Annotated in this window: 16 protein-coding genes and 1 pseudogene; 10 read left to right on the forward strand and 7 right to left on the reverse strand. The window is 65.3% G+C overall.

Going from position 1 to position 12,064, the window contains the following annotated elements; genetic code table 11:
* Positions 1 to 161: 161 nt before the first annotated feature.
* Entirely contained in the window at positions 162 to 776 is a 615-nt protein-coding gene (locus E2C06_RS32800) for a hypothetical protein (RefSeq protein ID WP_133292772.1), read from the reverse strand.
* A gap of 164 nt (positions 777 to 940) precedes the next feature.
* Here E2C06_RS32800 and E2C06_RS32805 point away from each other — a divergent pair, with 164 nt between their 5' ends.
* Positions 941 to 1,171, forward strand: coding sequence for a hypothetical protein (locus E2C06_RS32805; protein ID WP_133292773.1), 231 nt, complete (start codon positions 941 to 943; stop codon positions 1,169 to 1,171).
* The gene (locus E2C06_RS32810; RefSeq protein ID WP_133292774.1) at positions 1,168 to 1,584 is read left to right on the forward strand and encodes a hypothetical protein; all 417 of its coding nucleotides are present in this window, start codon (positions 1,168 to 1,170) and stop codon (positions 1,582 to 1,584) included. Before E2C06_RS32805 ends, E2C06_RS32810 begins: the two co-directional genes overlap by 4 nt.
* Before the next feature lie 27 nt (positions 1,585 to 1,611).
* Here the strand turns inward: E2C06_RS32810 and E2C06_RS32815 are convergent, their stop codons facing one another.
* On the reverse strand, positions 1,612 to 2,304 hold the full coding sequence (locus E2C06_RS32815; RefSeq protein ID WP_241671583.1) for a DinB family protein: 693 nt from the start codon (positions 2,302 to 2,304) through the stop codon (positions 1,612 to 1,614).
* 554 nt (positions 2,305 to 2,858) lie between these two features.
* Here E2C06_RS32815 and E2C06_RS32820 point away from each other — a divergent pair.
* The 3 genes from E2C06_RS32820 to E2C06_RS32830 all read left to right on the forward strand — a co-directional run bounded on the left by E2C06_RS32820 (position 2,859) and on the right by E2C06_RS32830 (position 4,841).
* Positions 2,859 to 3,233, forward strand: coding sequence for a cupin domain-containing protein (locus tag E2C06_RS32820; protein ID WP_206664802.1), 375 nt, complete (start codon positions 2,859 to 2,861; stop codon positions 3,231 to 3,233).
* 123 nt (positions 3,234 to 3,356) lie between these two features.
* Positions 3,357 to 4,355 carry a GNAT family N-acetyltransferase gene (locus tag E2C06_RS32825; protein WP_206664803.1) on the forward strand — a complete coding sequence of 333 codons (999 nt, stop codon included), beginning with the start codon at positions 3,357 to 3,359 and terminating at the stop codon, positions 4,353 to 4,355.
* A 15-nt stretch (positions 4,356 to 4,370) separates the two neighbouring features.
* On the forward strand, positions 4,371 to 4,841 hold the full coding sequence (locus E2C06_RS32830) for a cupin domain-containing protein (RefSeq protein ID WP_133292776.1): 471 nt from the start codon (positions 4,371 to 4,373) through the stop codon (positions 4,839 to 4,841).
* 191 nt (positions 4,842 to 5,032) lie between these two features.
* Here the strand turns inward: E2C06_RS32830 and E2C06_RS32835 are convergent, their stop codons facing one another.
* Together E2C06_RS32835 and E2C06_RS32840 are read right to left on the reverse strand one after the other, a co-directional pair.
* Entirely contained in the window at positions 5,033 to 6,124 is a 1,092-nt protein-coding gene (locus tag E2C06_RS32835; protein ID WP_133292777.1) for a methyltransferase, read from the reverse strand.
* 155 nt (positions 6,125 to 6,279) lie between these two features.
* A complete protein-coding gene (locus E2C06_RS32840) occupies positions 6,280 to 7,194 on the reverse strand; it encodes a cytochrome C (RefSeq protein ID WP_133292778.1) in 915 nt (304 codons plus the stop codon).
* Positions 7,195 to 7,388: 194 nt separating this feature from the next.
* On the opposite strand from E2C06_RS32840, the gene E2C06_RS32845 reads away from it, so the two are divergent.
* The 4 genes from E2C06_RS32845 to E2C06_RS32860 all read left to right on the forward strand — a co-directional run bounded on the left by E2C06_RS32845 (position 7,389) and on the right by E2C06_RS32860 (position 10,299).
* On the forward strand, positions 7,389 to 7,838 hold the full coding sequence (locus tag E2C06_RS32845) for an MgtC/SapB family protein (RefSeq protein WP_133292779.1): 450 nt from the start codon (positions 7,389 to 7,391) through the stop codon (positions 7,836 to 7,838).
* Positions 7,839 to 8,029: 191 nt separating this feature from the next.
* Entirely contained in the window at positions 8,030 to 8,671 is a 642-nt protein-coding gene (locus E2C06_RS32850; protein WP_133292780.1) for a DUF1326 domain-containing protein, read from the forward strand.
* Positions 8,668 to 9,507, forward strand: coding sequence for a DUF2182 domain-containing protein (locus E2C06_RS32855; RefSeq protein WP_165982817.1), 840 nt, complete (start codon positions 8,668 to 8,670; stop codon positions 9,505 to 9,507). Before E2C06_RS32850 ends, E2C06_RS32855 begins: the two co-directional genes overlap by 4 nt.
* A 309-nt stretch (positions 9,508 to 9,816) precedes the next feature.
* On the forward strand, positions 9,817 to 10,299 hold the full coding sequence (locus tag E2C06_RS32860) for a YybH family protein (protein WP_165982818.1): 483 nt from the start codon (positions 9,817 to 9,819) through the stop codon (positions 10,297 to 10,299).
* On the opposite strand, the gene E2C06_RS40960 is transcribed toward E2C06_RS32860, so the two are convergent.
* Positions 10,296 to 10,748 carry a methyltransferase family protein gene (locus tag E2C06_RS40960; RefSeq protein ID WP_133292782.1) on the reverse strand — a complete coding sequence of 151 codons (453 nt, stop codon included), beginning with the start codon at positions 10,746 to 10,748 and terminating at the stop codon, positions 10,296 to 10,298. The genes E2C06_RS32860 and E2C06_RS40960 overlap by 4 nt on opposite strands.
* A gap of 60 nt (positions 10,749 to 10,808) precedes the next feature.
* Entirely contained in the window at positions 10,809 to 11,297 is a 489-nt protein-coding gene (locus E2C06_RS32870) for an SgcJ/EcaC family oxidoreductase (protein WP_133292783.1), read from the reverse strand.
* A 110-nt stretch (positions 11,298 to 11,407) separates the two neighbouring features.
* On the opposite strand from E2C06_RS32870, the pseudogene E2C06_RS40965 reads away from it, so the two are divergent.
* Positions 11,408 to 11,638, forward strand: a pseudogene (locus E2C06_RS40965) (GFA family protein); the annotation flags it as partial.
* Between the two features lie 258 nt (positions 11,639 to 11,896).
* Here E2C06_RS40965 and E2C06_RS32880 read toward each other — a convergent pair.
* Positions 11,897 to 12,064: transposase (locus E2C06_RS32880; protein WP_165982819.1), on the reverse strand; the 168-nt coding region annotated here is incomplete at its 5' end.

Here is a 12,064-nt window from a genome sequence, read left to right on the forward strand (position 1 = left end):
GGCACATGCGCAGGCTATCGAAGCTGCCCGACCGCGTTCGCAGCTTCTTCGGGCACAAGACTTTTCGCTACGCCGCCTGATTCAAGATCGCCCAGGCCGGATCAATAGGGCAGTTCGATCGGCACGATCGGGACCACTAGCAAGAGATCGAAGGTTCCCGACTACTTGTCCTCACCGCTTCGCTCCCTTCCAACCGCGGCCGAGCGGGTCGCCCTTGGCTGTCGGATGCGGGATCGGCGAACTGTGCTGTCCGATTGATCCCCGGCCTCGGCCGGGGCCTCGCCCGGTGCTTCTGCGACAACTGGCGCGTCCACTGTCGCGTGCTCGACGCGAGCCGTCTCGGTACCGCCGCCTGCGGCTTTGTCGCGTTCGTGGCTCAGTGCAACCTTGGCACCGGTACGCCGCCGCCGAGGGGGCCTTGCTTGGGTGCGGGCGATCTCCTCGGGCGTTTTGGCATCACGGCTGGGAGGTTCGGCAGCTTCCTGAACCGGGCTAAGCGGAATGATGTTGCTCAGGGGCGCCTGCTCGGGCTGTGGCAGACCTTTAAGCGCTTCCGAGGACTGCCGCGGTGCTTTTCCCGCATGTTCCTCAATAATCTTCAAAAAGGTCCCGTGCGTCTCCCAGAAGCCGCCGTCGCGGGTCGCCATGAAGGGCTTGCCGCAAAGCCGGAAGATGCGCTTCTGCATAGTGAGACGCTGTACCTGCGCCTCGGTAGCGGGGAAGAAGGCAATTCCGCAAGTGCGGGCGGCCTGCTGCTGGTCGGGGGTCAGTTCCAAGGTGCCGAATCCGGTGATGGGGGTTGGCGAACGCTCGACGTGACTTCGCGCGGACGCGTCGCTGGTGGTGCAGCCCAGGCGCTCGCCAATGCAAGCTGCCGGTGTTCGGCCAAGCGATCACTGAAAGATAAATAGCTTCGGACAAACAAGAAAAGGAGTCCGGGGTGACCGAAAAAATCTACGACGCCGCAAGAGAGCGCGGTCTGGTACGCTCTAAGCGCGACTTCTCTCAAAGACTGCTCGGGATGGCCGCCAACTACGCGGCTGACACCGGCCTCGGCCGGTGCAGCGCCGCGGCATTGTTGAACCTCTACCGCAGGCTTGGTGAGGAAGGGCAAGCGGACCTACAGGCAATGACCTTCCGACTGCTGCTGGCCGCGGAGACGCAGCCGTGAGTGCCGGATGGATCAACGCAGTGGCTATCGTGGAGACCGCCGACACCCCGAAGTTTGTGCGCGTCTTGGAGCGCCATGTGTCCGGAGCGGATGCGAGCTACTGGTTGGAGGAGCACCTGTGCTTCGTCGCCGACACCGAGGAGGACGAGGTGTGGTTCCGCATCGCAGCGCTGGACGAAATCACGATCCCCGACATCCAGCAGGTCGGCGAGTGTGGCTACCTTCTGCCACCGCGCCTCTCGGGTGAAGTACACCGTTGGCTCGACGAGGGCCTGTTTGAGGGGAGGGCCGTCGCACTGACGGTGGTTGGGCTCGAACTGCGGGATGACGGTGTGCTCCGGCATCTCGGGGCTGCGCTCCATGCGGAGCGTGCGTCCTTCATGGGCCAGCCTCCGCAACTCTGCTGCGCTTGAACACGCGGCCAGCACCCTTCCACCCGGCTAGCCCCCGAGACTGTCGGGCTCGGGTACCTCCTTGTCCGCCAGCATCACTCCGTCCATGGCGGCGACCTGCACCCGGGTCGCGGCCAAGCCCGGCCCAGTGGGACCGTCGTCCGGGGGACGCCCGGGCGGACCGTCGTCGTGCGGCAGTGCGGTGCCCTGCCGCGCCTCCACCGCTGCGGCTGCGGTTGAGCGCTGGTAAGCGAGCAGGTCGAGGACGGGCGTCGCCTCGCGCCCGAGCACCAGCCCGACGAGGTGGTGGGCCTGCCCGCGGTGGTGGGTTTGATGGTTGAACAAGTGGGCGAGCACGTGGTGGAGCGGCTGCGACTGCGGCGCACCGCTGCTCGTGGCGTAATCGAGGCGCGCGGCGAGGCGATCTTCGCTCAGCCCGTGGACGTAATCGGCGAGCCTCTGGTCCTGCACCACCCGCGCCGCGCGAAGATCGGAGAAGTCGTCGTGCAGCATCTCGTCGAGCCGCATGCGGGGGCTCTCCCCTTCTAAGCGGGCCATCCACCCGCGGTCGGTGACGAGCAGGTGGTTCAGCGTCCCTAACAGGGAGCCGAAGAAGGCGCCGCGTTCCTCAGCCAGCGCCTCGGGCGCGATCCGCCCGGCGGCGTCGTAGAGGCGAGCGTTGGCCCACTGGTTGTAGAGGGCCAGCATGCGGAAGTGCTCCTGCCGCGGTCCCATGGCCATCTCCCCGATTGTGCCTGCCGGGTCGTAATCAGCCTATCACCCGCCGGGCTGGCTTCACCAGATGATTGGCATGGACTCTGGCAGTGTGGCCTACCGGCTTACAGTTGGCCCAGCCGGTAAATGGCGGTTCACCGCACGACCCTCGCCAGATTCCCGGATTGAGACTGACGAGATGCAGCCGGGCGCCCCCGGCCGTCCAGCGCGGCCAGTTCGGCATGCCCGAAAGTTCGCGCCCGGTAGTCGGGCCGCAGCTATACGGCGAGTTTGTTGCGAGGTCGTAAAGCGCACAGGCTATGCCTAGCCGCTGAGGTTCGGGCTCAGACGGCCACCTTGATCCAACTCCTGCTACCCTTGGGTTTGTTGTTGCCGGTTAGACCCCGTGGGCAGCGCACTCGCGCTTTCTTGCCAAACGGGAGCGCAGCAAGAGGATCGTCTTGCGGACGGGCCAAACTGCTAGATTGGGAACGCCGCGGGGAGGCTGAGAACACTCCTCAAGCGGGAGGACAATCGTCATGCAAACGAGAAGGGGCTTTGGGGCCTGCGCACTCTGCTCCGTGCTGGGTTTGACCGCGACGGCCGTTGCCGCTCAGCAGCTTGGCGTACCGCAGAGTGCCGGGGGAGTGACGCGTACGATTCTCCAAAGGACGGACCTCGACGAACGGCACGTCGTGCTTCTTGTCATGGCGGAGATCGCGGCAAGAACCACCGTCGCGCGGCATACCCATCCGGGGGTCGAATCCGCCTACGTGCTTGAAGGCGGTTTTGAAGACTTTTCTGTCCAGGGACATCCGGCGAGGGCGGTCAAGGCCGGGGACGCGTTTCAAATTCCGGCTGCCACGCCGCACGGCAGCAAGGGGACGATGGGCGACACCAAGCTGATTATCACTTACGTGGTGGAGAAGGATAAGCCGTTAGCCTCACCCGTTTGATGGCTGTGTTGGATCGGCGCGCAGCTTGAGGACCGGTGCTCACCCTGACGCTGCCCGAGGCAGCCGAGGCGCGGCCATGCCTAATCGAAGTCCGGGGCTGAGCGCCCCTGCCGGGGCAGGATAATGGAGCAGAATATGCAGACGGGAAACGGTGCTGGCGCGGTAGCACAGCCGATAGCGCTTACCGTCCGCGGTTTGACTGAGAACGACCTACCAGAAGCGCAGTGGATTGTGCGGCGCGCCTTCGCCACCTTTGTTGGTGCGCCCGATCCTGAGACGTTCTGGACTGACCGCGAATATGTACATAGTCGCTGGGCCGCGCCCCACGTCACTGCGTTTGCGGCAGAGGTCGAGGGCAGACTTGCAGGCGCCAACTTTGCCACGCAGTGGGGTAGTGTCGGCTTCTTCGGGCCGCTGGCGATTCGCCCCGACCTCTGGGACCGCGGTGTCGGCCAGCGCCTTGTCGAGGCTGCGACCATCGATCTCGAAGCACGAGGTGTCCGCCATGCTGGGCTGTTTACCTTTGCGAACAGTCCCAAACACATGGCGCTCTACCAGCGCTTCGGCTATGCGCCCTGCTTTCTGACAGTCATCATGTCAGCACCCGTGAACAAGAGCGCCGCGGATCGGGTGCGCTGGCTGCGCTACTCTGCGCTGTCAGAGGCCGAGCGGGCTAGGGCTCGGGACGAGTGCCGTGACCTGACGGACGCCCTGTACGAAGGATTGGACCTCGGGGACGAGATACAAGCTGTGCATACGCATGGGCTCGGCGATGTGGTTCTACTTTGGGACCGTGCCGACAAGCTCAACGCCTTGGCGGTGTGCCACCACGGCCCCCGCAGCGAGGCTGGACAGGGAGCGTGTTTCGTCAAGTTCGGCGCGGCGCGGCCGGGGCCGCAGGCCGAGGAGTCGTTTGCCGCTCTGTTGGACGCCTGTGCTGGCTTGGCCACTGAGGCCGGAATGACGAGCGTGCTCGCCGGGGTTAGTACGGCGCGACGTGAAGCCCATCGTCACCTCGTCGCACGCGGCTTCCGCACAGAGGTCACGGGGGTGGCGATGCACAGGCCGGATGAGCCCGGCTACAGCCGCCCTGGTGTGTTCGTGCTTGACGACTGGCGCTAGAGCGGAGGAGCCATCATGACCAATGGTTCTGAGGGCTATGTTGTTGCGTCGCACGAGGGTCCAGCCTGGAATATGGAGCCGGGTCGTCCTGCAACCTTCAAGCTCTTGTCCCAGGCTACCGGCGGCAAGGTTGCGGTGTTCGAGGAGGTGGTACCTCCGAACGCGGGCACGCCTTTGCACATTCACCACACGAGCGATGAGGTGCTGCACGTTCTTTCTGGCGAGTTCACCGTCCGACTCGGGGGGAAATCTCACCGCATCTCGACCGGTGCTTGGGTATTTGTCCCCCTTGGATGCGTGCATGGTTGGCGCAACAGCGGCGGCCAGGACGGGCGAATGTTCTTCGTTTTTACCCCAGGCGACGGAGCGGAGGCATTCGAAGAACTGCGCCTCGAAGGAAGGTACTTACCGGAGATCAACCCGTCTACACGCGACGCGATCTTTGCGCGCCACGGGTATGAATTCCTCACGTGGGATTGGGAGTGATTGGCCGATGTGGCCGCGAACCTGCAACTCGTGACCATAATGGCGGCGTAGCGGACCCCGATCTTGGCTCGGCCAGCGACATCGGCATCTCGGAGGCACCCGCGACGGAGATGATCGGCTGGCGGACAAGCACACTCTGAGGGCCTGTCCAGTCACGGCGCCCGGCCCGCGTCAGACTGGCACGCCTTCAATCACTGACAGGCGGGCACCCACTTCAATGATCCGCTCCATGCGGAACCCCGCCGCAGCAAACAAAGCGGCGAACTCGTCACGCGTGCGCTCCTGCCCACCGGGAGAGACCAACATGTTATAGAGCCGGCTTGGGTGCACTTGGATGAGTTTGCCGGTTTTACAGGTATTATCCCCGTGCGACCCGGCGCCGGCCTCAAGATGGCCCAAGCCGGCTCTATAAGATCGGATATCTTCGTCTCCGGTCCTTCGTTGGGCGGTCCGACGATCCGCTCCATGACCAGCAGCTTGCCCTCCGGCCTGCACGCCCGTCGGCACGCCGCGAGGATCGCCACCGACGCGGGGTCGTCCCAGTCGTGCAGAATGTATTTGAGCAGATAGGCATCAGCGCCTTCGGGCGCAGCGTCGAAGAAACTGCCGCCGACCACCTCGCACCGGTCAGCGATGCCCGCTGCTTCCAGCACCGGACCGGCTTTGGCGACGACCTCTGGCCTGTCGAACAGGACGCCGCGCATGGTCGGGTGCGCGGCCAGGATCGCGGCCAGCAGCGCGCCTTGTCCACCCGCTACGTCTACGACCCGCCGAAATGGCGAGAAATTATAAGCTGACATAATCCGCTCGGCGACACCGCGCGAGTTGCCGGTCATCCCAGAGCCGAAGATCGCTCCTTCCTCGGGGTGGGTGGCGAGGTATTCCCAAACACCTTTGCCATGAACGTGGTGGAAGGCATTCTCGCCGGTTCGCGTGCTGTGCAGGAGGGCGCCCCAAGCCTGCCAGTGGTGCTGGCGCCCGACGAAGGTCGCGTAAGGGCCAACCGGTCGTTCAGCGTCGGAGCAGAGAGATCGGCCCATTCGCGCGAGGGAGAAGCGTTGGTCCGCCTCCTCGCGGAACACTCCGACCGCCGCCAGCGCCCGCAGCACTCGGTACAGGGTTCGTGGGTGGGAGTTCGTTGACACCGCGAGATCGTCGGCCGAACGCGGCCCCGCTTTGAGCAGATCGGCGACCCCGAGCGTGGCGACGACATGGATGGCCTGCGACACCCTGTAGCCATTGACCAAACGCATGAGTTCAGCGGAAGGGTCACGCGCGACCATGGTGCTCCTCCTGCTTCATAGACCTGCCAATTATCTGGCCCGAACTCGATGGCTGACCATTGCGGGCTAAACGGCGGCTTTTCGACACCGGACCGCGCATTTACGTGCGTCAAACCACGTGAGCCAAAGCCAGCACCGAGAGGGCACAAAATCCCTCAAGGTCTCTGCGGTGGAAGTGAGCGCAAATAGGCGACGAGGTCGCTTAGGTCACGCTGTGACAACTGAGCCCAGACCGAGGTGCGGCCGCTCATAGGAGGTGCTAGCCGCCTTCCATCCGCGGAGACGCCCTGCAAAAGTGCCCGGATTATCTGCTCATCGGTCCAGCCCCCGATGCCGTGCTCCCTGTCAGGGGTGATGTTGCGCGACACCACCACTCCCCAGGGTCCCTCGAAGGGTACGCCGCCCGCACCCGTGCGCGACCAGTCACGCTGCTCATTGGCCAGCGGCGGTGTGTGGCAGTCAGTGCAGTGCGCCAGCGGCCCGGCAAGGTAGGCGCCGCGGGCCACAGGGTCGTCCTGCGGCGGGTCGGGCACCCTGGCTGCCGGTGGCCCGTGCGACGCGAGCGGGAAGGGGTAGGTGGAGGGCTCAATGACGGCATGGCGCACGGGCGGCACGGTCCGGAGGTAGGTAACGATGGCGGCGAGGTCGCGGTCGGAGATGTGACGGTAGACATCGATCGGCATTGGCGGGCCGATGAGTGAGCCGTCAGGTCGCCGCCCTTCGCGGATGGCTGCGGCGACCTGCGTGTCGGTCCAGCGGCCGATGCCGGTCTCCGGGTCGGAAGTGATGTTGGGTACCACGGCGCGGAAGCCGCGGTCAGCCATAACCCGTCCTCCGGCGAGACCCATCCCGGACAGGATCGCGCCGTCGGGGCCACGTGTTGCATGACAGGCGCCGCAGAACACCGCGACCTCGACGAGGTAGCGGCCGCGCTCGGCCAAAGCCGGGTCGGTTGGCGCTCGGCGTGGTGTCTCCTGCGCGGCAGCAATGGATGTTGCGAAGCACAGGGCAAGGGCTGCAACTGCTCGGGACGCGTACGCCATGATCGCCTCGCTCGGCTCAAATACCACTGTGCATCCAAGCACCACTGCCTGCTCTTTGTCAGCGAGAAGTATAACGGCTATCTACACGTAGAACGGGTAGCCCTCGGCGCAAATTCGAAGCGAGTGCGAATTGCGGCTCCCTACCTTGTGGGCGATGGGCGCTTGCTGCACGCACTCCGGGCAGCTTCGAAACAATCTTGTCGTGCCTGCGTTCTGATGCGATGGACCCTTCGGACCTCCTGCCCAACACCCGGCAACTCGCGTTCCTGCCGCACATCCGCGATCTCACGATAGCCTACGTGCTCGCCTTTCTGATCGGCTGGAACCGCGAGCGCGAGGACCGCAGCGCGGGGCTGCGCACCTTCCCACTCGTGGCCATTGCTGCCTGCGGCTTCGTCCAGGCCACGGAGGGGATGCTGCGTGGCCATCCGGAGGGTGCGGCACGCATCGTCGAAGGGGTGATCACCGGCATCGGCTTTATTGGCGGTGGCGCCATCCTGAAAGGTGGCGGTGAGGTGCATGGGACAGCAACCGCCGCGAGTCTTTGGGCGACGGGAGCGATCGGGATTGCAGTTGGTCTGGCCAACTACGATGTCGCGGTGGTCATTTGCCTGTTCACGGTACTCACCCTCTACGTGCTCAGCCGCCTCAAGCCAAAGAACCAGCCCTGAACGGAACACACCGTTTCTGCCGCCTACCCAAGTCTCTCGACCATCACAACGGTAGCGTGTGTCGTTTCGGCGACAGTTCCCGCGTGCTTCGCTCGCACAGAGCACATTAAAGTCGCGCGGCGAAAAGGAGGCGGCCATTCCGTCCCAAACTCATGGGTGGGCGTAGCAGCAGAGATCGGGAGTACACAGAGATGCCGCTCGTCGATTGGAGCATTGAGGGTCCGGAGTACGTCAACTGCAACTGCGCCTGGGGCTGCCCGTGCCAGTTCAATGCACTGCCGACTGACGGCACCTGCCGCGCCATGTCGAGCATGCGCATCGAGCGGGGCCACTTCGGCAGGACGCGCCTCGACGGCCTCCGTTGGATCGGGACCTACGCATGGCCCGGCCCCATCCACCTCGGCAACGGCACATGGCAGTTCTTCATCGATGAGCGTGCCGATGCGGACCAGCGCAAGGCGCTGATCGAGATACTGCACGGCCGTGAGACCGAGCCGGGTGCCACGATCTTTCAGGTGTTTTCGACCGTGGTGTCTACCAGTCTCGATCCGCAGTTCGTGCCCATCGAGCTAGACATCGATCCTGACGCGTGCCGGGCGCAGGTCGCCGTGCCCGGCGTGATCACCTCCACGGGTGCGCCGATGAAGAACCCTTTCAGCGGGCAGGATCACCGCGTGCGCGTGGCACTGCGGAGCGGCTTCGAGTACGCCGAGGCCGAGTACGGCAGCGGCTCAACGGCGGCGACCGGTGCCGTGAAACTGGATTTCAAGGACAGCTATGGTCAGTTCGCTCGCATCCACCTGACCCAGAACGGCATCCCGAAACGTCCGTGACGGATCGCCGCAGCCCAGTCGAACGCGTTCTGGCGCGGGATCGCTTCGCGGTCCTGGCCGCGCTAGTTGGCCTGACCGGCTTATCCTGGGTCTACCTCGTCATGATGGCAGGGGATATGCAACGAATGGCCGACGCCCCTGCTATGCCGGATATGCCCGGCATGACGCAGGGCGGGATGAACATGCTGCGCGCCGCGCCTTGGACCGCGACCCATTTCGCCATGATGCTCGGCATGTGGGCCGTGATGATGGTGGGCATGATGCTGCCCGCCGCTGCGCCAATGATCCTGTTCTTTGCCACCTTTGCCCGGCGCAGCCGCGAGCAGGGCCACACCGTGGCACCCGTAGGTGCCTTCGTCGCAGGCTACCTCGTCGTCTGGTCTGCTTTCGCTCTCGCTGCCACGACTTTGCAGTGGGGCTTAGACCGGCTCTCGCTTCTCTCGCCCCACATGACCACCATCAGCCCCGTCCTGGGCGGCACCATCCTGATCGCCGCCGGGCTGTACCAGTGGTCGCCGTTCAAGGACGCCTGTCTGGGGCTGTGCCGCTCGCCGATTGCCTTTGTCATGGGACACTGGCGAACCGGGGCGAGCGGCGCGTTCCGTATGGGGGTCGAGCATGGGGCCTTCTGCGTGGGCTGTTGCTGGGCGCTGATGGCGCTGCTGTTCGTCGGCGGGGTGATGAACCTCCTCTGGGTGGCCGCGATCACCCTGGCTGTGCTGACGGAGAAGCTGGCGCCGCGGGGCAGGTGGATCGCCAAAGCATTCGGCGCCGCGCTGGTGTTTGGCGGTATCTGGATCGCCGCGGCTGGGCTTGGATATGGTCCCATGGGGTGAATGTCTTGACCATGGACACGACTGTGCGGCCGTCGAACCCACTGCGGGCGACCGATGCCGCTTCCCGTCCGAAGCTGGGGACTGCCTTGCTTCCGAAGGGGATAGTCATGCCGCCTCGCTCGTGCCCACGGCGCCGGAAGATGTGGGCAGCCACCGCCCCGGTCCTCCGGGTCTCGTTTACCCGCGTGGTGGCACGCGGGCTGCGCCACTGCTGACGGTCCGGGAAAGTCCGGCAAGAGCTTCTGATTGATACTCCGCTCCGTTGGGTCCGCAGTTGCTCTGCCGGGTACCGCTCAGGAGGCAATGGCCATGAAGAACATGGATCGTCGGTCCGCCGTAGCGTTGGGTTTGCTCCCGGTATTGACCCCGGCCGTCCTGCGACCCGCAGCGGCCCAAACCTCGGACGAGGAGGCGGTGCGGGCAGCGGTCGCCGCCTACTACGCGGCCTTTTCGTCGCGGGACCTCAAGGCGATGGAGGTACTGTGGGCGCACACTGCCGCGGTCACGGCCATCCACCCATTCAGCCAGACGCCCCTGTTCGGCTGGCAAGCTGTCCGGCGCAGCTACGAGGAGACCTTTGCGCGCTTCGCGGATGTCTCGATCTCGACTGCCGAGCCGCACATCGCGGCGCACCAGGGCGTCGCCTGGGTGGTCGGCACGGAGACGCTGCGCGGGCACCGTCCTGGCGGGGAAGCCATGGCCAACTCGTCCATTGCCACCAACATTCTTGAAAAGCAGGGCGACCGCTGGCTCATGGTCCTCCACCACGCCTCCGGTACACCGCGGCATTAAGCGAGCGACGCGCGCCGCGCCGTCCGCGAGGCGGCCCAGTGCGACCTCAGCGACACGGGCGGGCCGGTGGAGGTCAGGATCGTCAGCGGGCGCCGAAAGCGGCGCTGCCCACATAGGTCGGACCACGGCCGAGGGGTGCTCGCCCGTAAAACCTTTCGACGAAGCCGCACGCGCTCGACGTACTCCGCCCACAATCCGACGGAGCGGTGCACGTCCGATTTGGGGCACCGAGCGATCGGAGTGAGGGAAAAGCGTTGGCCCACCTTCTCCCGGAACACGGAGACGGCTGCGAGGGCACGCAGCAGCCGACAGAGCGAGCGGGGACGGACGCCCACCGCTGCCATGCGGTCAGCAATGCTGCGCGGTCGGTCCCGCAGTAGGTCGGTGATGCCCAGCGCCGCGACGACGTGGATGGCCTGCGAGGCGTGACAACCGTTGACCAGACGCATGAGTGCAGTGGACGGGTTGCGTGCGGCCCTAGGCGGGCCTTCTGTGTGGTGACTACCTCCTCACCTCTGGGTGGGAGCTTGTTCCGGCAGCGCAGAGGAGTGGTGGTCCACAATCAGCCAACTTCCGTCGGCCTGCCGGATCAGAGTCATGCTGAACCGGGCCGGTCCGCTGCCGGGCTCGCCGTTGGCGCGGACGCGGTGATAGTCGTTGCGACCCGAGGCGACGGCGGCGGAGCCGTAGACCCGCACGGCCCGTTCGCCCCACTCCACCGACCGCGACCGCATCCCTTCGCCAGTCCGGAAGTAGTAGGTGCGGACCGCCTCGCGCCCGACGATCTGGCGCAGTGACGCGACACCCCAGAACCGTGCGTCGGGCGCATAGAGGGCGGCGATCCGGTCGGCGGCGCCCTCGCCGCGCTCTGCAAACAACTCGGCCCAGGTCCGCAGAACGGCCTCGACCTCCTCCTCCGCCGTGGCGGCTCGCGGTGTCGCGGGTGCGGCAACGATTAAAGCCGGAACGATAGCCAGGGTTAACGCGAACGGGCGCATGGCGCTTTCTCCTCACTCGCGGGGGACAGAGGTTAGGTCACGGTTCCGAGCCAACGCCAGCCAATTTCACTTCGCCTGCGAGCAGGTGAGGACCCAGGGGAGAGTTCAAGCGGTTCCGGCGCTCCTCGGACGCCGGACGCTGCATGCACGCCACCTTTTGCCCGGACTGTGGTTCAAGGGTGTTCTGGGAGTTGGAGGCGCTTCCCGGTCGCGTTGCGGTGGCGGCCGGAGCCTTCGCCGACCCGGGCTTCCCCACGCCGCATCTCGCGGTGTGGACGGAGAACAAATACCATTGGGTCCCGTTACCTGAGGGCGTTCAGGCGCTCCCGAAGCAGCCCTGAATGAAGCGAAGTGAATGGGATCATTATCCACCAAGTTACAGGATCGCTTAACGGCTGCTCTCGTCGGCACGACCTCCTCTGGCCGAAATGCACCACCGAGAAGGACCCGGCCCGCCGCAGGACGGCCTCAATCTCGTTAGGAGTCGTCTGCCGATAACCGCATCGGTCGGACGGACATTCGCTAGCCATTTAAAGCCGCCTGCCGAAGCGGCGTCGAGCAGTAATCCGCGGACGGCCCCTTAAAGGCTGTTTTGAAAGCTACGGGGCAGGAAGTCGCTTGCGGTTCGGGTGAGCGAGACGGTGGAGCATGAGACTGATCATGGCGAGGGTGACCATCGCCTCGGCGACCTCGGGCCGTTGCTCGTAATCCTTCGACAGGCGCCGCCATCGGCCGAGCCAGCCGATGGTTCGTTCGACCACCCACCT

The sequence above is a fragment of the Dankookia rubra genome (genome assembly GCF_004355005.1).
GTDB classification, from domain to species: domain Bacteria; phylum Pseudomonadota; class Alphaproteobacteria; order Acetobacterales; family Acetobacteraceae; genus Paracraurococcus; species Paracraurococcus ruber_A.

Bases quoted from the DNA above. Each gene is read 5' to 3' on its own strand.
- E2C06_RS40960 (WP_133292782.1), bottom strand. From the start codon at position 10,748: ATGCGTCTGGTCAACGGTTGTCACGCCTCGCAGGCCATCCACGTCGTC.
- E2C06_RS32825 (WP_206664803.1), top strand. From the start codon at position 3,357: ATGGAGCAGAATATGCAGACGGGAAACGGTGCTGGCGCGGTAGCACAG.
- E2C06_RS32815 (WP_241671583.1), bottom strand. From the start codon at position 2,304: ATGGCCATGGGACCGCGGCAGGAGCACTTCCGCATGCTGGCCCTCTAC.
- E2C06_RS32860 (WP_165982818.1), top strand. From the start codon at position 9,817: ATGAAGAACATGGATCGTCGGTCCGCCGTAGCGTTGGGTTTGCTCCCG.
- E2C06_RS32845 (WP_133292779.1), top strand. From the start codon at position 7,389: ATGGACCCTTCGGACCTCCTGCCCAACACCCGGCAACTCGCGTTCCTG.
- E2C06_RS32835 (WP_133292777.1), bottom strand. From the start codon at position 6,124: ATGGTCGCGCGTGACCCTTCCGCTGAACTCATGCGTTTGGTCAATGGC.
- E2C06_RS32830 (WP_133292776.1), top strand. From the start codon at position 4,371: ATGACCAATGGTTCTGAGGGCTATGTTGTTGCGTCGCACGAGGGTCCA.
- E2C06_RS32870 (WP_133292783.1), bottom strand. From the start codon at position 11,297: ATGCGCCCGTTCGCGTTAACCCTGGCTATCGTTCCGGCTTTAATCGTT.
- E2C06_RS32850 (WP_133292780.1), top strand. From the start codon at position 8,030: ATGCCGCTCGTCGATTGGAGCATTGAGGGTCCGGAGTACGTCAACTGC.